Origin of the sequence: Acetobacter sp. P5B1 (assembly GCF_018811985.1) — a bacterium.
GTDB lineage: Bacteria > Pseudomonadota > Alphaproteobacteria > Acetobacterales > Acetobacteraceae > Acetobacter > Acetobacter cerevisiae.
The window spans coordinates 32388-54431 of record NZ_JACRVS010000001.1 but is presented as its reverse complement, the minus strand read 5'-3'; the positions used below and the strand labels follow the sequence as shown (position 1 = coordinate 54431).

At 60.1% G+C, this 22044-nt stretch carries 15 protein-coding genes; 5 read left to right on the top strand and 10 right to left on the bottom strand.

Annotation, left to right across the window (positions count from 1 at the left end):
• Nucleotides 1-57: 57 nt before the first annotated feature.
• The 5 genes from KP703_RS00220 to KP703_RS00200 all read left to right on the top strand — a co-directional run bounded on the left by KP703_RS00220 (nucleotide 58) and on the right by KP703_RS00200 (nucleotide 6635).
• Nucleotides 58-627 carry a DUF1285 domain-containing protein gene (locus KP703_RS00220; protein ID WP_231866271.1) on the top strand — a complete coding sequence of 190 codons (570 nt, stop codon included), beginning with the start codon at nucleotides 58-60 and terminating at the stop codon, nucleotides 625-627.
• Nucleotides 624-1838, top strand: a complete 1215-nt coding sequence (locus KP703_RS00215; RefSeq protein ID WP_215753448.1) for a CCA tRNA nucleotidyltransferase — start codon at nucleotides 624-626, stop codon at nucleotides 1836-1838. The genes KP703_RS00220 and KP703_RS00215 overlap by 4 nt, the downstream gene beginning before the upstream one ends.
• Before the next feature lie 45 nt (nucleotides 1839-1883).
• Nucleotides 1884-3671 carry an ABC transporter ATP-binding protein gene (locus KP703_RS00210; protein ID WP_215753447.1) on the top strand — a complete coding sequence of 596 codons (1788 nt, stop codon included), beginning with the start codon at nucleotides 1884-1886 and terminating at the stop codon, nucleotides 3669-3671.
• 187 nt (nucleotides 3672-3858) lie between these two features.
• Nucleotides 3859-5061, top strand: a complete 1203-nt coding sequence (locus KP703_RS00205; protein ID WP_215753446.1) for an HlyD family secretion protein — start codon at nucleotides 3859-3861, stop codon at nucleotides 5059-5061.
• Nucleotides 5058-6635: a DHA2 family efflux MFS transporter permease subunit gene (locus tag KP703_RS00200; RefSeq protein ID WP_062141807.1), complete on the top strand. Its 1578-nt coding sequence runs from the start codon at nucleotides 5058-5060 to the stop codon at nucleotides 6633-6635. Before KP703_RS00205 ends, KP703_RS00200 begins: the two co-directional genes overlap by 4 nt.
• A 152-nt stretch (nucleotides 6636-6787) precedes the next feature.
• On the opposite strand, the gene KP703_RS00195 is transcribed toward KP703_RS00200, so the two are convergent.
• From KP703_RS00195 to carB, 10 genes are all read right to left on the bottom strand, one after another.
• A complete protein-coding gene (locus tag KP703_RS00195; RefSeq protein ID WP_252353715.1) occupies nucleotides 6788-9193 on the bottom strand; it encodes a TonB-dependent receptor in 2406 nt (801 codons plus the stop codon).
• Nucleotides 9194-9470: 277 nt separating this feature from the next.
• Nucleotides 9471-10313: an SDR family oxidoreductase gene (locus KP703_RS00190; RefSeq protein WP_062272581.1), complete on the bottom strand. Its 843-nt coding sequence runs from the start codon at nucleotides 10311-10313 to the stop codon at nucleotides 9471-9473.
• Nucleotides 10314-10461: 148 nt separating this feature from the next.
• Entirely contained in the window at nucleotides 10462-10980 is a 519-nt protein-coding gene (locus KP703_RS00185) for an RNA pyrophosphohydrolase (protein WP_215753444.1), read from the bottom strand.
• A complete protein-coding gene (locus KP703_RS00180) occupies nucleotides 10977-12158 on the bottom strand; it encodes a divergent polysaccharide deacetylase family protein (protein ID WP_215753443.1) in 1182 nt (393 codons plus the stop codon). The genes KP703_RS00185 and KP703_RS00180 overlap by 4 nt, the downstream gene beginning before the upstream one ends.
• A gap of 23 nt (nucleotides 12159-12181) precedes the next feature.
• Nucleotides 12182-13633 carry a S41 family peptidase gene (locus KP703_RS00175; protein ID WP_215753442.1) on the bottom strand — a complete coding sequence of 484 codons (1452 nt, stop codon included), beginning with the start codon at nucleotides 13631-13633 and terminating at the stop codon, nucleotides 12182-12184.
• A gap of 171 nt (nucleotides 13634-13804) precedes the next feature.
• A complete protein-coding gene (locus KP703_RS00170; RefSeq protein WP_252353714.1) occupies nucleotides 13805-15343 on the bottom strand; it encodes a peptidoglycan DD-metalloendopeptidase family protein in 1539 nt (512 codons plus the stop codon).
• Nucleotides 15344-16882 carry a 2,3-bisphosphoglycerate-independent phosphoglycerate mutase gene (gpmI, locus tag KP703_RS00165; protein ID WP_215753441.1) on the bottom strand — a complete coding sequence of 513 codons (1539 nt, stop codon included), beginning with the start codon at nucleotides 16880-16882 and terminating at the stop codon, nucleotides 15344-15346.
• An 88-nt stretch (nucleotides 16883-16970) separates the two neighbouring features.
• Complete coding sequence (locus tag KP703_RS00160) at nucleotides 16971-18167, bottom strand: threonine ammonia-lyase (RefSeq protein WP_062250989.1); 1197 nt, start codon at nucleotides 18165-18167, stop codon at nucleotides 16971-16973.
• Nucleotide 18168: 1 nt separating this feature from the next.
• Nucleotides 18169-18642, bottom strand: coding sequence for a transcription elongation factor GreA (greA, locus tag KP703_RS00155; RefSeq protein ID WP_062142243.1), 474 nt, complete (start codon nucleotides 18640-18642; stop codon nucleotides 18169-18171).
• 142 nt (nucleotides 18643-18784) lie between these two features.
• Complete coding sequence (carB, locus tag KP703_RS00150) at nucleotides 18785-22039, bottom strand: carbamoyl-phosphate synthase large subunit (RefSeq protein ID WP_062250990.1); 3255 nt, start codon at nucleotides 22037-22039, stop codon at nucleotides 18785-18787.
• Between the last annotated feature and the right edge of the window lie 5 nt (nucleotides 22040-22044).

The window sequence follows — 22044 nt, the reverse complement described above, 5'->3', positions numbered from 1 at the left end:
AGTCACGAACAGGATGATCCACCGGTGAATGCTGAAGGCCAAACCCAGAAGAATGCGGTGTCCCGCCACACCGCCTGCACGGAAAAAGCCGCAACGGGCGAGGCGCCGGGGAAGCTGCCGTTTCTTATTCGTCGTGATGGCGTCTGGCTTTATCGCGGGTCTCCCATCAAGCGGAAGGAAATGGTCTGTCTGTTCGGCTCCTTGCTGACGCGGGATGAGGCCGGCGGGTATCTGCTGCGCTCCCCGTTTGAGACGGGCTATATTGACGTCGAGGACGTGCCCTTTCTGGCCGTAGAACTGGACTGGAAAGGCTGCGGCCGGATGCAGAAGCTCTGCTTTCGTACCAATGTGGATGAACCCGTGGTCGCCAGCCGGGAGCATCCGATTCGGGCCATCTGGAATGTGCCGAGTGAGGCCTGTGGCGATGGCGGCTGCCCGCCCTATCTGCTTGTACGGGCAGGAGAAGGCCAGTTTCCGATAGAAGCGCGGCTGTCCCGCCCTGTCTGGTATGAACTGGCGGCCTTAGCCGAGCCCGGCATGTGTCAGGGCGTGCCGTGCATGGGGGTGTGGAGTTGTGACTGCTTCTTCCCGCTGGCCCGGATGCCTGCCGAAAATTCCGACATATGACCATCGGACTGCAAGCCACGGAAACGCGCCTTTCCCCGCAGCAAACGCACGCTCTGGGGCAAATCTGGCAGGTGTTGCCGGAAGCGCGTCTGGTGGGCGGAGTGGTGCGGGATCTGCTGGTGGGCCGCGCCGTTGCCGATATTGATATGGCAACCCCGGAGCCGCCGGAGCAGGTGCTGGCAACGCTGAAAAAGGCCGGGATCAAGGTCGTGCCAACTGGTCTGGCGCATGGGACGGTGACGGCGGTGATTGACGCAGCCCCGTATGAAATCACCACCCTGCGGCGTGACGTGGAGACGGACGGGCGGCATGCTGTCGTTGCGTGGACTTCGGATTGGCAGGAAGATGCTGCCCGACGCGATTTTACCATCAATGCCATGTCGCGCGGGCGGGATGGCGTTCTGCATGATTATTTTGGCGGCCGGGACGACTTAGCGCAGGGCCGGGTGCGCTTTGTGGGGGAGGCCGCGACCCGCATTGAGGAAGATGCCCTCCGGATTCTCCGCTTTTTCCGTTTTCAGGCGCGGTATGGTGGCAGCCAGCCAGACCCGGAGGTCATGCAGGCCATTACGAAGCATACGGCTTTATTACGCGGGCTTTCTGTTGAGCGAATCTGGTCCGAACTTAAACGGATTCTGACCGGCCCGAATGTGCCGGACGTGCTGACGCTCATGGATCAGGCCGGCGTGCTGGCGGTGCTGTTCCCGGAAGGCGTTGCGTGTGCGCGGCTGGTGCGGTTGGTGGAGGTTGGTGCCCCTGCCGATGCGGTCCTGCGTCTGGCGGCTCTGGCCCCGGAAGATAAGGCCGGACTGGCGCGTCGTTTGAAACTCTCAAAGGCGGAGGGCGCGTTTTTGATTGGCATGTCTGATGGTCCTGTGCCGGAATCCGGCATGACGGAGGCCGATTTGCGCCGCTTGCTGGTGAAGGACGCACCGGAGGTACTGCTGGGGCGGACATGGTTGCGGCAGGCGGAGGGGGCAGGCGGCGCAGATCAGGATGACTGGCTTGCTCTGAGAAGCACGCTCTCTGCCATGTCTCCGCCAGTTTTTCCCTTGGCCGGGCGTGATGTTCTGGCCGCAGGCCACCCGCCGGGGCCGCAGGTTGGTGCGGTGCTGGAACAGGTGCGGGTATGGTGGCTGGCGGAGGGATGCACGCCGCCGCGCGAGGCCTGTCTGGCCTTCCTGAAAAAGGTTTTAAAATCCCAAAGCTAGGGTGCCCCTTTGCATAGCGAGGCATGAGGCTGGTAGAGGTCTCGCATGACTTCTGTAAAGCCTGATGCTGCGGCTGCTGCCCGCCGCCGTTCCCTGCTGCCCGATGACTCACGCGTTCTGCTGCAACGCCTCTGGCGGGAGCAGGTGCGTCAACATCCTGCGCGTATTACTGCGGTGATTGGACTGACGGTGCTGACCGCCGCTCTGACGGCTCTGTATCCGCTGGTCATTCAGCGGGCGCTGGACATGTTTGCCACGCATGATTCCCGCATTCTGTATCAGGTGCCGTTGCTGGTGGTGCTCATCACCATTTCCAAGGCGGCCTCGCAATATGCGCAGACACTGGCAGCGCAGGGGCTGGTGCTGGTGGTGATTCGTGGCCTACAGGGCGAGATGTTTGACCATCTGGTGCAAACTGACGTGACCCGCATTGAGCGGGAACCACCCGCCAAACTGGCCGCTCGCTTTACGACAGATGCGGTGTCCATCCGCGAGGCGATGATCCGCGCCGTCAATTCTCTGGGTGATGTGGTGACAGTGGTCGGGCTGATTGCCTCCATGTTCTACATGGACTGGGAACTGAGCCTGATTGCCGGTCTGCTGTACCCCATTGCCGCTGTGCCAATTCAAAAGCTCGGCAAGCGTGTGCGCCGGGCATCCGGTGGGATGCAGGAGAGAATCGGCGAGACGGCAGCCTTCCTGACGGAAAGCTTCTCTCAGGCCCGCACCGTTCGCGTGTACGGCATGGAGCAGAAAGAGAGCGCACGGGCCGCTCTGTCCTTTGACCATCTTTACAGCGCGATGCTGCGTATTACCCGTGGCCGTGCCCGTGTGGACCCTCTGTTGGAGGCGCTGGGTGGTTCTGCCGTGGCGGCTGTGCTGGGTTTTGCAGGCTGGCGCGCAGCAATGGGCGGCGCGACGCTGGGGGACTTCTCCGGCTTTGTCGCGGCTCTGCTGTTGGCGGCACGACCACTGCGGGCGCTGGGTGCGCTGAATGCAGCCTTGCAGGAAGGTCTGGCAGGCCTTGTACGTGTGTTTGATGTGATTGATGAAAAACCGGCTGTGCTGGAACGGGCCGGGGCCATTACGCTGCCGCCGGGGCAGGGGCATCTGGCGTTTGAAGATGTCGGCTTTATCTACCCGGACGGGCGCGTGGGACTGGACGGGTTGAGTCTGGAAGCGGCTCCCGGCTTTACCGTCGCTCTTGTTGGCCCGTCTGGTGCAGGGAAGTCTACGGCGCTTTCTCTGGTGCCGCGTCTGCATGATGTGACGTCTGGCCGGATCAGGCTGGACGGGGTGGATTTGCGGGATCTCACGCTTTCCAGTCTGCGGCATGCCATTGCCTACGTCAGTCAGGACCCGCTGCTGTTCGACCTCTCCATCCGCGATAATATTCTGATCGGGCAGGAAGATGCGTCCGATGAGGCCGTGCGGGAAGCCGCCCGAGCCGCTGCGGCAGAGCCGTTTATTCTGGCGCTGCCGGATGGGTATGACACGGTGGTTGGCCCCGGTGGCCAGCGTCTGTCCGGCGGCCAGCGGCAGCGCGTGGCGCTTGCTCGCGCTCTGCTGCGGAATCCGCGCCTGCTGTTGCTGGATGAAGCCACCAGCGCACTGGATAGCGAGAACGAGGCTGCCGTGCAGGAAGCGCTGAGCACTCTTCGCCATTCCCGCACCACCATTGTTGTCGCTCATCGGTTGTCCACCATCCGTTCGGCGGATCTGGTCGTGGTTATGCGGGAAGGGCGTGCGGTGGAATATGGCACGCATGACGAGCTGATTGCGCAGGATGGTCTGTATGCCCGGCTGGTCCGCACGCAGGGGCTGGACCGTTAAAGCGGGTCTTTTTTCCCACAGCGGATAAGGCTTTTTGGTTGGAATAGGGGCTGCGCGCTGCATGCACGCTTGAAGCCTTTTTCCGATCATGCCACATACTGACCGAACCGGTCGGTCAGCGGGGCGGGGGCGAGAGCTTCCGTGACTGGCTTTATGTATGAAGTGTGTCTCAGGGACGGGAAACAGAATGGCCGAAGACCATAACGAACAGTCTGATGCAACGTCTGATAACGGGCAGGCCCCGCCGGAAAAAAAGAAAAGCGGGCGCGGCAAGGTTATTCTGACATGCGTTGTCATTGTGCTGGCGGTGGCGGCCGGGGTTTACTGGTTCCTGACGCGCAATGAAGTGGAAACGGACGACGCCTTTACCGCAGGCCGCGCCGTCTCCATCGCCCCGCATGTGGGCGGCTATGTGACGGAACTGCTGGTGAACGATAACCAGTTTGTCCGCAAAGGGCAGGTTCTGGCCCGCATTGACCCCAGAGACTGGCAGGCCGCGCGTGATAAAGCCGCAGGCCTTTTGGAAAAATCTCAGGCCGGTATGCAGGCTAGTGACATGATGCACATAGTTGCCATGCAGAGCTATCCGGGGCAGCTGGTCCGCGCACAGGGGAACCTGGCGGCTGCCAAAGCGCAGTTGTTCAAGGCGGAAACCGATTACAAACGGCAGCATTCTGTAGAGCGCGCCGCAACCTCGCAGCAGGATATCGATTACGCCCGCGCTGCGCTGGAAGCCGCAAAAGCGCAGGTGCAGGAAGCGCAGGGTGCGGTGCAGATTGCTACCCCGGTGCAGCCGAACATCAAAAATGCGCAAATTACGGTCAGCCAGCAGGAAGGTCAGGCCAAAGCGGATCAGGCCGAGCTGGATAACGCGAACCTCAATCTGGAATGGACGGTGATCCGTGCTCCGTGTGACGGCTGGATTTCCCAGCGTAATCTGGAGCAGGGCAACTACGTCCGCGCCGGGCAGGTTGTGCTGTCCATTGTGGAGCCGGAAGTCTGGGTTATGGCCAACTACAAGGAAACGCAGATCACCCGTATCCGCCCCGGTCAGACGGTGGATATCAAGGTGGATGCCTATCCGTCTCTCAAACTGCACGGGCATGTCGATTCCCTGCAGAAGGGCACAGGGGCAACCTTTAGCGCCTTCCCGCCTGAAAATGCGACCGGCAACTACGTGAAGATCGTGCAGCGTGTTCCGGTGAAAATCCTGATTGATGACGGTCTGGACCCCAACCAGCAGCTGGCTCTCGGCATGTCCGTGATCCCCGTTGTGCATGTGGATACGCAGGGCTATTCCGACGCCGCACCGCAGGATGTGCAGCAGGCCGTGGCGCAGCGCCAGAAAGCAGCCTCCTCCACAGCTGGTCATGAGACCGCCGCGCAATGAGTGCTCAGGACGAGGTCGCCGCAGGAGGGTGGAAGCCCAAGCATAATCCATGGTCCGTCGCCTTCATTGTGACGATGGCGGCGTTCATGGAAATTCTGGATACGACAATCGTCAACGTGTCCCTGCCGCACATCGCCGGGAGCTTATCCAGCACCTACGATGATGCGACATGGACGCTCACGGCTTACCTCGTCGCAAATGGTATTGTGCTCACCATCTCCGGGTGGCTGGGTAAGGTTTTTGGCCGAAAACGGTACTTTCTGATCTGTATTGTGATGTTTACGGTCTCCTCCTTTCTGTGTGGCATGGCCACCAGTCTGGCGGAGCTGATTGTGTTCCGCATGATGCAGGGCTTCTTTGGGGGCGGTCTGCAACCCAATCAGCAGTCCATTATTCTGGATAGTTTCCCGCCGGAAAAACGCGCGGCAGCCTTCGGGCTGACGGCGATTGCGGCGGTGGTCGGGCCGGTGATTGGCCCGACGCTGGGCGGCTGGATTACCGATAACTTCTCATGGCGCTGGATCTTCTTCATCAACGTGCCGTTCGGTATTCTGACAACGCTGGGTGTGGCGGCTCTGGTGGAAGATCCGCCGTGGGCCAGAAAGCGAAAAGCCCCGGTTGATCTGATCGGTATCAGTCTCATCACCATCGGGTTCAGCTGTCTGGAAGTGATGGTGGACCGTGGGGAAGATGCCGACTGGTTCGGCTCCACCTTTATCCGCGTGATGTGCGTGCTTGCCGTGCTGGGGCTGGGTGGCGCTGTGATGTGGCTGCTGCATACGGATAAACCTGCGGTGGATCTGCGGGTGTTCAAGGATCGCAACTTTGCCGTGGGCACGGCGATGATGGGGGCGATGGGCGCACTGCTTTATTCCTCTGCAATTATCGTCCCGCAGTTTGCCCAGCAGGTTATGGGTTATACGGCCACGCTGGCCGGGCTGGTTCTTTCTCCGGGCGGGATTGCGGTCATTATCCTTATCCCGATTGTGGGAAAACTGATGAGTATTTTCAGCGTCCGTAGCGTCATCGCGTTAGGCTTTACGCTGATGGGGCTGTCGCTGTTCTTCTCAGCACAACTGACGCCGCTGCTGGATTTTAAGCATCTGGTCTTCTTCCGTATGAGCCAGACAGCATGCCTTGCGTTCCTGTTCGTGCCGCTTTCCACCATTGCGTATTCCACTATTCCGGGACATCTGAATGCGGATGCGTCGGCGTTGTTCAGTATGTCGCGTAACGTGCTGGGGTCTCTGGCTATTTCCGGGGCCACGGCGCTGTTGATGGAGCGCAAACAGGCGCATCAGGCGCATATGGTCCATTGGATGACGCCTTATAACCAGCCGTATAATGAGTATCTGACGCAGGCTCAGAATGCAGGCATCAATCGGGGGCTGACGCCTGAGAGTGCGCAGGCTGTGGCCCAGCATGTGCAGTATCTGGAGTTCTCCCGTCAGGTTGCCATGCTGACCTATAACGAGGTCTTCATGATCCTCGGGATTGGCGCGTTTCTGTGCGTGCCGTTCTGCTTCCTGCTGTCCAACATCAAAAGCGGCGGCAAGCCGACGGGCGCGCACTAGAGTGCGCTGTAACTCGTGATTCAAACAGATTGAATCACGAGGTTCCCGGCGGGCGAGGGAGGCCCGCCTTGATGCCGAACCTGATCTAATCCCTGCCGCTTTTGCGCACCGCACAGGAAGCCGCATATGCGTCAACCTCATCACAGCATGCTCTAAAAGCCGGTTGAGACGGAAACGACCCCGGCAAAGCCACCGCCCACAAAATAGGTGGGAGCCTTTCCCGCAATGGTGGTGCCGTAAACCCCCTGTGTGGTGCGGGCGTTTGCGGAAACACTGTTAACCCCGGACAGATAACCCGACTGACCAAGATTGATCAGATTGAGCTGGATCTGGGGAGAGCGCGCAAAGCCCACCTGCCGCAGCCGGTAGCCCATGCTGAGATTGGTCGTCATAAAGCCGGGAATACGTTCATCATTCATAAAGGTGGAATAGGTGGGCCCCACGTAATTGAGCGTGAACTGACCAAACAGATGCGTGTCATCATAGGACAAACCAAGACTGCCGGAAAAATCTGGGGTGCGAATGGCCTTTTTGCCGCGTGTGGGTAGGTAGTCCATGCCTGATTTCAGGTTATTGTCGATGGTGGCGTGAATATACTGGCCCGAGAGATAAGGGCTGAAATGGTGCCAGGGCTTGAGCCCGACCTCAAGCTGTGCGCCGCGGGCTGTCTGCCCCCCTCCATTGAGGGATTCCGTCACCAGCGCACCATTCAGGTTGCTTGTTGTACTGATCTGGCGATTTGTAAAATTGTAATTGAAGAGGGCCGCAGAGACGTTGATCTGCCCGGTGTGGCGGTAGCCCAGTTCTTCACCAATGGAATATTCGGGCCGTGTGTCACTGGTGGCGCTACGGGTCTGTGCGCCGGTGGCGACGCTGAAACGGTCATTATAGCTGGAAATGCCAGAGGGGGCGCGGAACCCCGTTGTCCCGTTCAGGAAGACCTGGTCGTGGGGCGTCAGGTCATAACTGGCGGAAAGCTGTGGCTGGGGCGAGAAATAGCTGGCCCCGTTGCGGTACCGTGCGCCTGCAAGCTGATTGCTGACGGTGCGCGTGACCATAATGGCGCGAAACGTGGCGGAAAGCGTCAGTCGGTTGGACAGGGCACGAAAACGGTCCTGCACAAACAGGGCATTCACCTGCTGCACCAGATGCGAGTTGTAGGATGTCAGCGGGTCTCCTGATGCCGTCAGAATAGGGTAAGAACCCCGCATGTTGGAAACCCCGCCATCTGCATTCACTGCGGCATAACGGGAGGGGTTTGAATAATCATAATAGGAATACCACGCGCCCCCTGTCAGGCTGTTGCGCCCTGCATCCCAGCGCAGGGACGCTGTGATGCCGGAATGGGCCTGCTTAAAGGTATCCGTCGCAACTGCGGTAATCAGGCCTGTTCCGGGGGCAGCACTGGCTTGTAGCGGCCCGGCGGGCTGGTTGCCCTGATAGCTGTGCTGCGGGTCAAGCGTGGTGCCAAATCCATCATATCCTGAGACATAAATGAAATAGGGTGTGAGGGAGAGATGGAAGTGCCGGTTTAGCCTGAATTCCAGAGGGGCTGTCAGCAAGGTCTGGGCGCGGGCGTTCTCCTGCAACAGGTAATAGGAACTGTCACCCTCCGTATAATGGGATGAATAATTGAAATGGGTGCCACTGGCATGCCACTGCGTACGCGTCGGTGCGCGCAGGTAATATTGCCGCTGCCGGTTGAAGGAAAAAATGAGCGAGGCCGAACTGCCCTTGCCCCATTCCCGCAGCAGGCGGCTGTCCACATGGTAGCGTGGGCTGTCTCCGGCCCCGCGCCACTGGTTGGCATTGCGGTAGGAAAAGGAGGCAAAACCGGTTACCCCTGTATGGCCAATTTCTCCACTGTCCAGCCGCAGAAATTCACGGTTGAGCGCATAGGACCCGTAAGAGAGATCCATAAAACCGCCTGCTGTTTTGCGCGGTTTGATCATGTGTACACTCAGCTGGCCGCCTACCGCGTTGTAAAGCGGTGCCGTCGCTTCTGCTGCGCCCTGCGTGAGGGTGACGGAACTGATGTTTTCCGTATCTGCCGTGGCGGAGGTGTAAGGCATCAGAAAAAGCGGCGGGGCAGCGGGCACGCCTTCAAACAGATACCCGATTTCCGTCTGGTCCAGCCCGCGGATGGAAAGGCCCTGCTGGTCATCATTCGTGCCGAGCGGGTCATTGGCGGAATAGATCACGCCGGGCAGGGCGGCAATCATGGCCGTGGGGCTCTCAGTGGGGCTTTGGCGGGCAATGTAGTCTCGCGTCAGGCCGCTCTGCGCGTGGGGCGCATGCTGTTGCGGCATCAGGCCACCGCCTGCAGTGCGGCCCGTGGTGCCATCTGCTGTGGTGTGGCTTTTGACGGTAACGTATTCCGGGTGCGCAGGTGCTGAGCTTTTCTTTTTCTGCTCGCGTGTTGTTTCTTCCGTTGTCGTGCTGGATGTTTCCGTAGCGGCATCCGCCTCAGGCGTACCACACAGGCCGGATAATGCCGTCGCCAGCATAAGCATGGAGACGAGAGTGCTGTCGGGAAAAGAAGAGGAGGCGCGCGGCATGCAGGTCAGACTTTTCATCGGATTTTATTGATTTTTTCATAGCCTATCGGTCTTCTGGGAAGACTCAAATGTTATATCATAACATTTCTGTTAGGAGGCCTGTGAAGCATCGTCCAGCCTGCCTGTGCGCGCGCATTAAAGGTGCTTCGGGCGGTAGGTATGGAAAGGGGGAAAGAGACGTGCTCTTTCCCCCTTTTTTTGTGCCCGCATGATGCGGCGGGGCTTTTTGTAAAACTCTGGAGATAAGCCCCGGTTTTGCGTGCCGGGGTTTATTGCATCAAACCGGTGTGCCGGGCTTGATATCGTAGGCTTTCTGGACAATTTCCGGGCGTGTGCCCAGACCATCTGTGACTTTCTGTGTCCAGGCGGCGTCCATCTGTTCGCGCTGTTGCGGGATGATTTCCTTCGGCTCTACGTTCCGATAGGACTTGATGCTTCCGTTGATGACCCCAACTGTGGTTTTGAAAACCGGCTCCGGATCATACTGCTCATGCGGGAAGGCAATTTTACTGTAATCGAACAGGCGTTTTGACGGATCGTCTTCCCAGCTTTTCCATGTGTCAAACATGCGGTCATTAAAGCCGGTGAGGAACGGGCCGGGGTTGACGGTGGCAACCTCAATACCGAATTCGCGCACTTCCTGACTTAAAGATGCGGCAATGGCTTCCACCGCATGCTTGGAAGAGGAATAGGCTGCGGTGAAAGGATCGGCCGTGAGGCCTGCCACGGAGGACATGAATACGACCTTGCCCTTTTTCTTCGCCACCATTTTTCTCAGGACAATCTGCGTTAGCAGGACCGGACCGATAATATTGACTTCATACTGACGACGCAGGTTTTTAGCCGGGATATCGGCCACAGCGCCGCCTTCGGAAATGCCGGCGTTATTCAACAGAATATCAACATCCCAGTCTTCGGCCTTCTGGCGATCGCCTTCATGCGTGACATCAAGCTTTTCGACCTGAAGCGTGACATTGCGACTGCGGGCTTCTTCTGAAAGTTCATAAACCTGCGGGGCAATTTCCACACCAGCGATGACGTCAAAGCCTTCGGCTGCAAGACGGAGAGCAACTTCACGGCCAAAACCCGTGCCTGCGCCTGTAATCAGGACTGTCGTCATGGTGTTTTCCTTTAAGCTTAAGGGAAGGGTGCTGCCGTCACGCCAGACAGCCCCCGTTGCTTAAAGGGACGCACAGCCTCGCCCGGAGTTCCGATCAACTCTCGGGCGGTTCTGGCAGGGGAGATATGTTTTTAGAGAAAAATGGGGATCAGACGGGCGTTGCGAGCGGCCCGAAATCCTGCACCAGACGCTCATAAATCGGCTTTTTGAACCCGACATTGCCGGAGGGCAGGTCGGCCAGTTCAATCCACTGGAAAGCATCAAATTCCGGGGGTGTCTGGGCGTCCAGCCGGATATCGGCATCGGTGCCGGTAAAGGCCAGCGCAAACCATTTCTGGGTCTGCCCGCGGAAGCGGCCACCCAGCGCCTTACCGATCAGATAATCCGGCAGATCATACGTAATCCAGTCTGGATGTTCCTGCAGGATGCGCAGCGTGCCGGCATCCAAGCCCAGTTCTTCCTGCACTTCCCGAAAGACGGCTGTTGTCGGGTCTTCCCCGTCATCAATCCCGCCTTGCGGGCATTGCCAGACGCCTTCGGAAAGCGGGCCGCCTGCGCCGGGCTGGTCCGTACGGCGGGCGATAAGGATACGGCCATCGGCCCGAAAAATCATGGCGGCGACGTTCGGGCGGTAGGGCAGGCTTTCTGCCTTAGGGCTGGTAATCATTGCGGAAGTCCGAGAGAGGTGGGGCCGTTCTGGGCGTTGGGTGTGGCGTTGTGAACGTTCACATGCATGGCGCCAGTTGCGGCTGTGGGCGGCGGCGGTGCCGGAGGTTTTGCAGGGGCTGGCGGCGGTGCGGGAAGGGGGGCAACCAGCATGCTGACGGGCACCAGCGTAATCCCGACATTGGTCAGATGCGGAATCCACGCCTTGAGGCAGGAAAGAGCCACGGGGCGCAAGGGGCCGATAACGCCAATGGCGCGCCCGTTCTTGCGGGCCAGCTGCTGGAGCCTGAGAAGCTGAATGTCGATCGTGACGATATCTGCATCGGTATTAATGGCGACATCAGCCGTGCCAATCAGCCCCGGCCCGTCGGACGTGGTTGCGGGTGTGGCGTTCAGATAAAACAGGCCGCGCTGATGCACGGCTGAGAGAATGGGTTTGAACGCCGGAGAATGCGGATATTCCCCGCCATTCTGGCCGGAAAACGCATTTGTTACCCCGGCATAGCCCGCGAGATGAGAGAGTGTTTCGTTCAGGTTCTCGATATTTTTTCGCTCAGACAGAGAGGCTTGCAGGGCATTAGGCAAAGCCTCTTCACTCGCGGCCTTGCCATCGGCAGGGCTGTCCTGCATCGGCAGAGAAAGCAGTGTTTCATGGTTATGCGTTCTGGCGCGGTCCATCAGGCTGCTCGGGTCCGACGCATACGGGGAAATAGCCAGAGAAACCGGGCCGGGTAGATTATCGATGGCCTGATTACTCAGTTCATCATCCGACTGCCCGATGCCATCAATCACCAGGGCGACCTGTGCATTGCCTGCGGGAACCGGCACTGCCGGTGCGGCATACACCTGCCGGGGCAGGAGGCCATGCGGACCGACTTTGGGCAGGGCAAAGCCCCCGGGGCCAAGGTCGCTTGTCAGCAGATCCCCCATGGGGGCGGGAATGTCCGTTTTGCTGGCTAATGCTGCAATGGCGGCGGGGGAGGTGGTGCCAACATCAATATCGTCCCCGCTCACCTCAGCATAAGGCGGCCCCATGATCTGCAGGGTGAGGGCAACAACCCCCGCCAGCGCCGTGCATCCGCCCCAGAAGTAGAGAAAAGCGCGGCCAGATGCAGGCATCTTCTGCCACAGAGAAGCCCCGGAGGGCTTCCCGGGCGTGCCAGGAGATGGGCTGGACATAAGGGCGTTGGCTCCGGTTCGGGTTAGTGGTGCGCGTGGTCATCCTTAGCCGCCGGTGCCGGAGGCTTGGCGGCGGGCAGGGAGGCTGACGGGTCCGGCGCAGGCAGGCCAGCCATGGAGCGCACAACACGGAGGCCCTGCTGGAGCTGGAAGTCCGTTGCAGGCTTGGTGTAGTCAAACTCCGGCCAGTTTGCCGGCGGCTCGCCCGGAATATCCTTGGCAATGGCGGGCAGGTCCGTGCGCGGAGAGGACTTGGTCTGGTTCCCGCCCTGATTTTTCAGGATATGTTCAAGGTCTGCTTCATGCAGGCTGAAGCCGGGATCTTCCCGCGTTTCCTTCACGGCGATATCGGGCGTGATGCCCAGCCCCTGAATGGACCGGCCGGAGGGCGTGTAATACCGCGCTGTTGTCAGACGGATGGCCCCGTTCCCCGGAATGGGCATGATGGACTGCACGGAGCCCTTACCAAAGGACTTCGTGCCCAGCAGCACGGCGCGGTGATGGTCCTGCAGGGCGCCGGAGACAATTTCAGACGCGGAGGCAGAGCCACCGTTGATCAGCACCACAATCGGCAGACCATCGGTAATGTCCGTGCCGTGGGCATCCCAGCGCTGGCTGTCCTTGGGGTGGCGGGCGCGGGTGGAAACAATCTCGCCCGAGCGGATGAAGCTGGAGGAGACATCAATAGCCTGATTCAGCAGGCCACCGGGGTCATTCCGCAGGTCCACCACCAGCCCGGCCAGCTTGCCGCCAGCCTGCTGCTTGAGCTGGTTATAGGCCTTGAGCAGACCTTTTTCCGTTTCCTCATTAAACTGGGCAATGCGGATATAGCCAATCCGGTCATACAGTGCGGATTTGATGACCTCGATATGGATATTCTCACGCGTCAGCGTCAGGATAATCGGCTTGGGGGTTTTCTCGCGCACCAGCGTGAGGGTGATTTTGGTGTTGGGCTTGCCGCGCATTTTCTTCACGGCTTCATCAAGCGGAGTGCCGTCTACCGGATGGCCGTCCACGGCAATAATGTAATCACCTGGCTTGATGCCAGCGCGGAAGCCCGGCGTGCCATCGACGGGGGAAACCACGCGGATGTGCCCGTCCTGCTGCTGGAGCTCCAGACCAAGGCCGCCGAATTCGCCCTTCATCTGCACCATCATGTCCGCATACTGTTTTTCGGTCATGTAGGAACTGTGGGGGTCAAGACCTGTCAGCATGCCGTTGAGGGCATTGGTGATGAGGTCTTTATCAGAAACCGGCTCAACATAATCCGCCCGCACAAGGTCCAGCACAGTGCCGAACAGGGTGAGCAGGCGATAGGTTTCGGCATGGTTGCTGGTGGGAGAGGCGTCTGGAGCCTTTTCCGCCATGGCGGGGGAGGCGAGCATGCCTGCGCCGGGCAGCACTCCGGGGTGGGAGGCCAGGGCAAGGCCTGCCAGGAAAGTGGCGCCAAGCATCAGACCTGTGCGGAACTTCATGCGATCTCGTCTCCTGTCGCCGGGTGCAAAACCCGTGCGGTCGTGTCCTGTCGAATGTTACAGCGTATGGCTAACTTTGCCTTGTAGCGCAAAGCCCTGCCTGTGTCCGCCATGCAGTTGGGCGAGATTAGCCGCTTCCGCCGGGCAGGCAAACTGTCTGTCCGCTTTTCCTTACAGGAAAGGTGCCGGATTGACGGGTTTTTGCCCATGTCGCAGCTGAATGAACAGCGTGCCCGAACTGCCGGAAGAGCCCATATGCCCGATGGGCGCGCCTTTGGACAAGCCTTGCCCGGTCGCCACATCCAGCCCGGAAAACCCTGCCATTACAAAGCGATAATGCTGCCCGCAATTCAGAATGACCATCTGCCCGTAGGTGCGGAACGGCCCTGCAAAATCAACGCGGCCGGAACAGGGGGTGCGCACGCTGGCACCGGGCGCGGTGCGGTAGGTGATGCCCGTGGCCGGGCCAGATTCGGTCGTGGAGCCCCATGTGCTGACGAGTGTTCCGACCACCGGGCGCGTGCCGCCGCCTGCGGGCGGATGGTCTGACAGGCCGGGGCCTGCGGCAGAGGCCATGGCGGCCATTTTGCGCCGGGCGGCGTCGGCCCGTTCCTGCGCACGGCGTCTGGCGGCTTCATCCCGCGCGGCCTGATGGGCTTTTTCTGCTGCGGCAATTTCTTTTTGCAGGGCAGATTCTGCATCAGCTTGCAGGGCATCCAGTCGGGAGACGGCATCCTGCAGGCTGGAGGCCTTCTGCGTAGCGCTCTGCAGGCGCACGGCAGCGGCACGGGCAGCGGCATTGGCCTGCTGCTGGGCTGCGCGGGCTTTTAAAGCCTGCTGCCGGACCTGATCGCGCTGGCGGCTCTGAGTTTCCTGCAACTGGCCGAGTGCTGCGAGTTTGGCGGTAAGGTCAGCATCCAGTGCGGTCAGCTTTTCCTGCCGGGCGCGCATATCTTCCGCCTGATGTTCCAGCCCGCGAGACAGCCCGCGCAGCACTAGAAAGCCGGTGACGGCCTCACCCTGCGGCACGGGGGCGGCCAGCAGCGTATCGGATGGATACAGAGACAGCCGTTCGGCCAGCGGCAGAACCGGGGCGAGGGCTTTGGCATCTTCCGTCAGGGCGTCGCGCAGGCTGGCTTGCTCCTTACGGAGATCGGCAATGCGGGAATCGAGATCCGCGACCTGTTGTTCCGTAGTCTGAAGCTGGGCCGTAGCGGAGACGGTGGCAGCAGACAGAGCTGAGGCCTTGGCAGCACTCTGCACGGCGACGGCCTGAGCGGCCTCATTTTTAGCGCGAGAGGCCGTAACGGCAGCGGCCTGTGCGGCTTTCTGTTTGTCCATGGCGGCCCGCTGGGCCTGCGTGGCAGCGAGGGCGGCCTGTGCCTGCTTGACGGAGCGTTCGGCCTCGGCCTCAGCGCGGGTGGAGGCTGCGCGGGCTGCGGTTGAAGAGGACCGGGTGCCGGAAGAGGACGAGCGCGCACGACTTGTGTGACCGGAGGCGCGATGGGTCGTGCTTTTTGTTGCACTATGTGTGGCGTGTGTTGTGTTTTTCTTAGCGGTAGCGGCCTGTGCAGGCGGGACGCAGGCCAGCAAGACGAAGATCCCGACAGGCAGCATGCTCAAACCCAGGCTCCCATAGCCCCGGTCTCCCCACCCGCATTTTGCGGGCAGGGAATGAGGCAACAGGGTGGGAGGCGGGGTGAAAAGCATTCAGTCCGTTAGCAGGGAAGTCCCGGTCATGTCATCAGGTTTGGGCAAACCCATCATGTCCAGCAGGGTGGGGGCAAGGTCGGCCAGTCTTCCGTCTTTCAGCATCTTGTTGCCAACCCCAAAGGCCACCAGCGGAACCACGTTCAGCGTATGGGCTGTGTGCGGCACGCCGGTGTCCGGGTCTTTCATGGTCTCACAATTGCCGTGGTCGGCGGTGACCAGCAGAGAGCCGTCCTGTTTTTTGAGGGCCTCGATAATGCGGCCCGTGCCGGCATCCACCGTTTCAACCGCCTTGATGGCGGCTTTCAGGACACCGGTATGGCCCACCATATCCGGGTTGGCGAAGTTCAGCACAATCAGGTCGTACTGTCCGCTTTCAATGGCGGCAACGGCTTTGTCTGTCAGTTCTGGTGCAGACATTTCCGGCTGAAGATCATAGGTGGCGACCTTGGGGGACGGCACCATGATGCGATCTTCCCCTTCAAACAGTTTTTCGCGTCCGCCATTCAGGAAGTAAGTAACGTGCGGATATTTTTCTGTCTCGGCCATGCGCAGCTGGGTGCGCCCGGCGCGGGAGACGACTTCCCCCAGAATGTTTTCCAGCGAGTCCGGCGGGAACAGCACCGTCAGGCGCTCGGCCAGCGTGTCGCTATAATGCGTCATGCCCAGAACGGTGGAGAATTGCACAATTTTATGGCGGCCAAAGCCGTCAAAGTCCGGCTCCAGCATGGCGTCCAGAAGCTGGCGGATGCGGTCGGCCCGGAAGTTGAAGGAGAGCAGGCCGTCTCCATCTTTCATGCCGGTATAGCCGTTCAGCACGGTCGGTTCGATAAATTCGTCCGAGATATCGGCCTGATAGGCTTTGGTGATGACATCCTGCGCCGTCGCGGCTTTCGGGCCTTCTGCGCTGACCATCACGTTGTAGGCTTTTTCCACCCGGTCCCAGCGTTTGTCGCGGTCCATGGCGTAATAGCGGCCAGAAACGGTGGCGATCTTCACGCTGTCCGGCAGGGCGGCGCGCAGGGTTTCCAGATAGCCCTGTGCGGAACGGGGCGGGGTATCACGCCCATCGGTGAACACATGAAACGCCACCGGCACGCCAGCCTCTGCCACCATGCGGGCGAGGGCCGCGGCATGATCCTGATGCGCATGCACGCCACCGGGAGAGACAAGGCCAAGGAGATGGCAGGTGCCACCGGTTTTTTTCAGGGTGTTGATAAAGCTGGTCATGGCGGTGCTGCGAGCCACGCTGCCATCCCGAATGGCGGTGGTGATACGCGGCAGTTCCTGCATGACGACGCGGCCTGCGCCGATATTCAGATGCCCGACTTCGGAATTGCCCATCTGGCCGTTGGGAAGGCCAACGTCTTCGCCGCTGGTGCGCAGAAAGCTGCGGGGGCCATTTTTCCAAAGCGCATCAAAAACCGGGGTGTGGGCCTGCCGGACTGCGTTATCTGACGAGTCTTCTCTCCAGCCGAAGCCATCAAGAATAACCAGCATAACAGGGCGTTTCGTCTGGGAAGGTGCTGAAGCACTCATAGAACCATGCCTTCTTATTGTTTTATGGCGTGACTATGCCACTAAAACAGCTGGACACAAAGTGCCGGGCAGGCATGGTTCCTAAGTGTTAGGCGCGGCGAACGATGTAGTGTTCGCCCAGTGCTTTGGTAATCAGGGCCGCGTGTTCCGGGTCCCGCGCTTCAATCATCACTTCAAGTTCAGCTGCCTGCACGGAGGGGGCTGCAAACAGGCGCTGATGAGAGACTTCGATGATGTTGCCGCCTGCTTCCCCAATGCTTCTGGAAATATCAGCCAGCACGCCGGGGCGGTCGGGAATTTCCATAATCAGGCGCAGGATACGGCCATCCCGCAGCATGGCGCGCAGAAGGGTGTTGGCCAGAATGCGGCTGTCGATATTCCCGCCAGAGATGGGCAGGGCGACCTTCTTGTCCCGGAACAGTTCCGGGTAGGTCATGACGGCAGCAAGACCGGCAGCGCCAGCGCCTTCACTCACCTGCTTGGCGCCTTCGGCCAGCAGGGTAATGGCGGTTTCCACTGCGCATTCCGGCACCACCAGCACTTTGGAAACCAGCTTGCGGATAATTTCATCCGGGCGCTGGCCGATCTGCATGACGGCAATGCCCTCTGCAATGGTCGAACCACCCGAAGGATGCGTGGCCGGGCCGGGGAAGGCGGAGAGCGAGTTGTAGCTTTCCACCTGCACGCCAATCAGTTCCACCTCCGGGCGCATGGCTTTGGCCGCAACAGAGCAGCCGCCCAGCAGGCCGCCGCCGCCGATGGGGGCAACCAGCATGTCCAGCGGTCCGGCATCTTCAAACAGTTCCAGCGCACAGGTGCCCTGACCGGCCATGATCGCGGGATCATCATACGGATGGATGAAGGTGCGGCCTTCACGCGCCTGAAGGTCCTGCGCAAACAGCAGGGCTTCTGCAAAGCTTTCGCCTTCCAGAATAACCCGCGCGCCCCAGTTGCGGGTGCGCACCACTTTGGCCGCTGGCGTGAATTTGGGCATGACGATAACAGCATCAATACCCAGCAGGCTGGCATGGCGGGCAACACCCTGCGCATGGTTGCCAGCCGAGACGGCAATCACGCCGCGCTTGCGTTCATCCTCGGACAGCAGCGCGAGTTTGTTGGCCGCTCCGCGCTCCTTGAACGAGCCGACCGCCTGAAGATTTTCCAGCTTCAGGGTAATGTCGGCGCCCGTCGCTTTCGAGAGAGACTGAGAGGAAATCGTGGGGGTGCGGAGTACATTGCCGTTGATCCGCGCCGCCGCGGCGGTGATATCCTCAAACTTCAGCATCTCAGATGAATTTCACAGACAGGATCTCATACGTCCGGTCACCACCGGGGGCGGGGACGGAAACGGTATCGCCTTCATGCTTGCCAATCAGGGATTTGGCGAGCGGGGAGGAAATGGACAGCAGGTTCAGCTTGATGTCCGCTTCATGCACACCAACAATCTGGTAGGTGGCTTCCTTGTCGGTATCTTCATCAACTACGGTGACAGTTGCACCGAACTTGACCTGATCACCAGACAGGGTTGTGGGGTCAATCACCTCAGCCGTGGAGATGATACTCTCCAGTTCAAGAACGCGGCCTTCGGTAAAGGACTGCCGTTCACGCGCGGCGTGATATTCCGCGTTTTCCGAAAGATCGCCGTGGCTGCGGGCTTCCGCAATGGCGCGGATGATGGCCGGACGCTCTACAGATTTCAGATTACGCAGTTCGTCTTCGAGCCGCCGTAAACCTTTTTCCGTCATCGGAGTTTTCTGCAAGACATGTCCCCAGAATAAATCTGCCGGACGATCTGGCCGGCATGGAAGTTATAAAAAAACACGGGTACAGGCGGCCATGCCCTCAGGCAGGCCGCTTGCCCCGCGGAACGTGGAAGGCAGGCCCGAAGGCCCGCCCTCCTGTTCAGAACGATCCACTAAAGTATGACTGAAGCGGCGCAACTTCAAGCGGTCCTTCACGCATTGCCGCAATTGCATAGGTTGCAGCCCGTGCGCCGGCCATGGTGGTGTAGTGCGGAATGCCCAGCACAAGGGCAGAGCGGCGGATGTCAAAACTGTCCGCCACGGACTGTGCGCCACGAGCAGTGTTGATGACCATCTGCACCTCACCCGAGCGGATGGCGTCCACACAATGCGGGCGGCCTTCCAGCACCTTGTTCACCACATCGACCTCAATCCCGGCATCACGCAGCTTTTTGGCTGTGCCGCGTGTGGCCAGAATTTTCAGGCCCATGCTGGCCAGCTGGCGGCCAAGAGCGGGCAGATGAGGCTTGTCACTTTCCCGCACGGACAGAAAGACCGTGCCAGAGGTGGGCAGGCGCACTCCGGCACCCAGCTGAGACTTGGCAAAAGCGCGCTCAAAGGACGTATCCAGTCCCATGACTTCACCCGTGGAGCGCATTTCTGGCCCCAGAATGATGTCCACTTCCGCAAAGCGGTTGAAGGGGAAGACGGCTTCCTTCACGGCCACATGCGGCACCACGGCGCGGTCATCCAGATTGAAGCTGCTCAGCTTGGCGCCAGCCATGACGCGGGCACCAATCTTGGCCACCGGAACGCCCGTTGCTTTCGCCACGAACGGCACGGTGCGGGAGGCACGCGGGTTAACCTCAAGAACAAAAATTTCCTGATCCTTGATGGCGTACTGCACGTTCATCAGCCCGACGATACCCAGCTCACGCGCCATGGCTTCGGTCTGTGCTTTCAGTTCCGTCACAATGGCGGGGGAGAGGGTGTAGGGCGGCAGGGCGCAGGCGCTGTCACCCGAGTGAATGCCAGCTTCCTCAATGTGCTCCATCACACCGGCCACGTACACGTCCGTGCCATCTGCAATGCAGTCCACGTCTGCTTCAATGGCTTCGTTCAGGTAGTGGTCAATCAGCACCGGGCCGGAGGCAATGTCATGCCCGGCAAGCTGAAGGGCACCGCGCATATAGCGCTGGAGGCCTGCACGGTCATACACGATTTCCATGGCCCGACCGCCCAGCACGTAGGACGGACGCACCACAACCGGGTAGCCAATGCGTTCTGCAATATCCTCAGCTTCTGCCGGGGAGCGGGCAATGCCGTTGGCAGGCTGAAGCAGGCCGAGCTTGTGCAGCAGCGCCTGGAAACGTTCGCGGTCTTCCGCGCGGTCAATGGCGTCTGCCGGGGTGCCCAGCAGCGGGATGCCCGCTTTTTCCAGCGCGTGAGACAGCTTGAGCGGCGTCTGACCGCCATACTGCACAATGCAGCCTTTAACGGTGCCGTTCTGCTGTTCCTTGCGGATCAGCGCGACCACATCTTCTGCCGTCAGCGGTTCGAAATACAGACGGTCGGATGTGTCATAGTCGGTGGAGACCGTCTCCGGGTTACAGTTGACCATAATGGTCTCAAACCCGGCTTCACGCAGCGCGTAGGCGGCGTGCACACAGCAGTAATCGAACTCAATACCCTGACCAATCCGGTTCGGGCCGCCGCCGAGAATGACAATCTTCTCGCGGTCGGTCGGCTCGGATTCACAGGCCGGAGGGGCAAACACGCCTTCATACGTGGAATACATATAGGGCGTGCTGGAAGCGAACTCACCGGCACAGGTATCAATGCGCTTGTAGACGGCATTGACGCCGACCTGATCCCGCAGGGCGGACACTTCATCTTCCTGCAGGCCGGAGAGGCGGGCCAGCTGGATATCGGAAAAGCCCATGGCTTTCAGGCGGCGCAGGCCCTGTGCATCACGCGGCAGGCCGTGGTTCTGGATAGCGCGTTCAGCGTGGACGATTTTTTCCAGCTCACGCAGGAACCACGGCTCAAAGCGGCAGGCTTCGTTAATGGCTTCAACAGACAGGCCAGCACGCAGAGCCTGAGCGGCCATCAGAATACGTTCCGGGCGCGGCTGGGAGAGTGCTGCGCGGAAGGCGTCTTCCCCGCCATCACCGGGTATCTCCACCGGGTCCAGCCCATGCAGGCCGGTTTCCATGGAGCGCAGGCCCTTTTGCAGAGCTTCCGTGAAGGAACGGCCAATGGCCATAGCCTCACCAACGGACTTCATGGAGGTTGAGAGCAGGGCCGGTGCGCCGGGGAACTTCTCGAACGTAAAGCGCGGGATTTTGACGACCACATAGTCAATGGTCGGCTCGAAGGACGCCGGGGTGGACCCGGTAATGTCGTTCTTCAGTTCATCCAGCGTGTAGCCCACAGCCAGCTTGGCGGCGATCTTGGCGATCGGGAAGCCGGTGGCTTTAGAGGCCAGCGCGGAAGAACGGGACACGCGGGGGTTCATTTCAATGACCACCATGCGCCCGTCTTTCGGGTTCACGCCGAACTGCACGTTCGAGCCACCCGTTTCCACGCCAATGGCGCGCAGGCAGGCAATGGAGGCGTCACGCATCCGCTGGAACTCTTTGTCCGTCAGCGTCAGGGACGGGGCGACGGTAATGGAGTCCCCGGTGTGCACACCCATCGGGTCGATGTTTTCAATGGAGCAGACGATGATGCAGTTGTCCGCTTTGTCGCGCACAACTTCCATTTCGTACTCTTTCCACCCCAGCAGAGATTCTTCAATCAGCACTTCCGTGGTGGGAGAGGCATCCAGACCGGAGGCGACAATCTGCTCAAACTCTTCACGGTTGTAAGCAATACCGCCGCCGGAACCGCCCATGGTGAAGGACGGACGGATGATGGTGGGGAAGCCGATTTTTTTGAAGGCTTCCCGGGCTTCTTCCATGCTGTGAGCAATGAAGCTGCGGGGGCTTTCAATGCCGATGGCATCCATGGCTTCACGGAATTTCTGACGGTCTTCCGCGCGGTCGATCACGTCGGCCTTGGCACCAATCAGTTCCACGCCATGCTTCTGCAGGAACCCGGAGGCATCCAGCGCCATGGCGGTGTTCAGCGCCGTCTGGCCGCCCATGGTGGGCAGAATGGCGTCCGGCTTTTCTTTCAGAATAATGCGTTCAACGCAGTCCGGCGTAATGGGCTCCACATAGGTGGCGTCCGCAAGGCCGGGGTCCGTCATGATGGTGGCGGGGTTGGAGTTCACCAGAATGACCCGGTAGCCTTCTTCCCGCAGGGCCTTACAGGCCTGTGCGCCGGAATAGTCGAACTCGCAGGCCTGCCCGATGACAATGGGACCAGCGCCAATAATGAGGATGGAGCGGATATCTGTCCGTTTTGGCATGATGC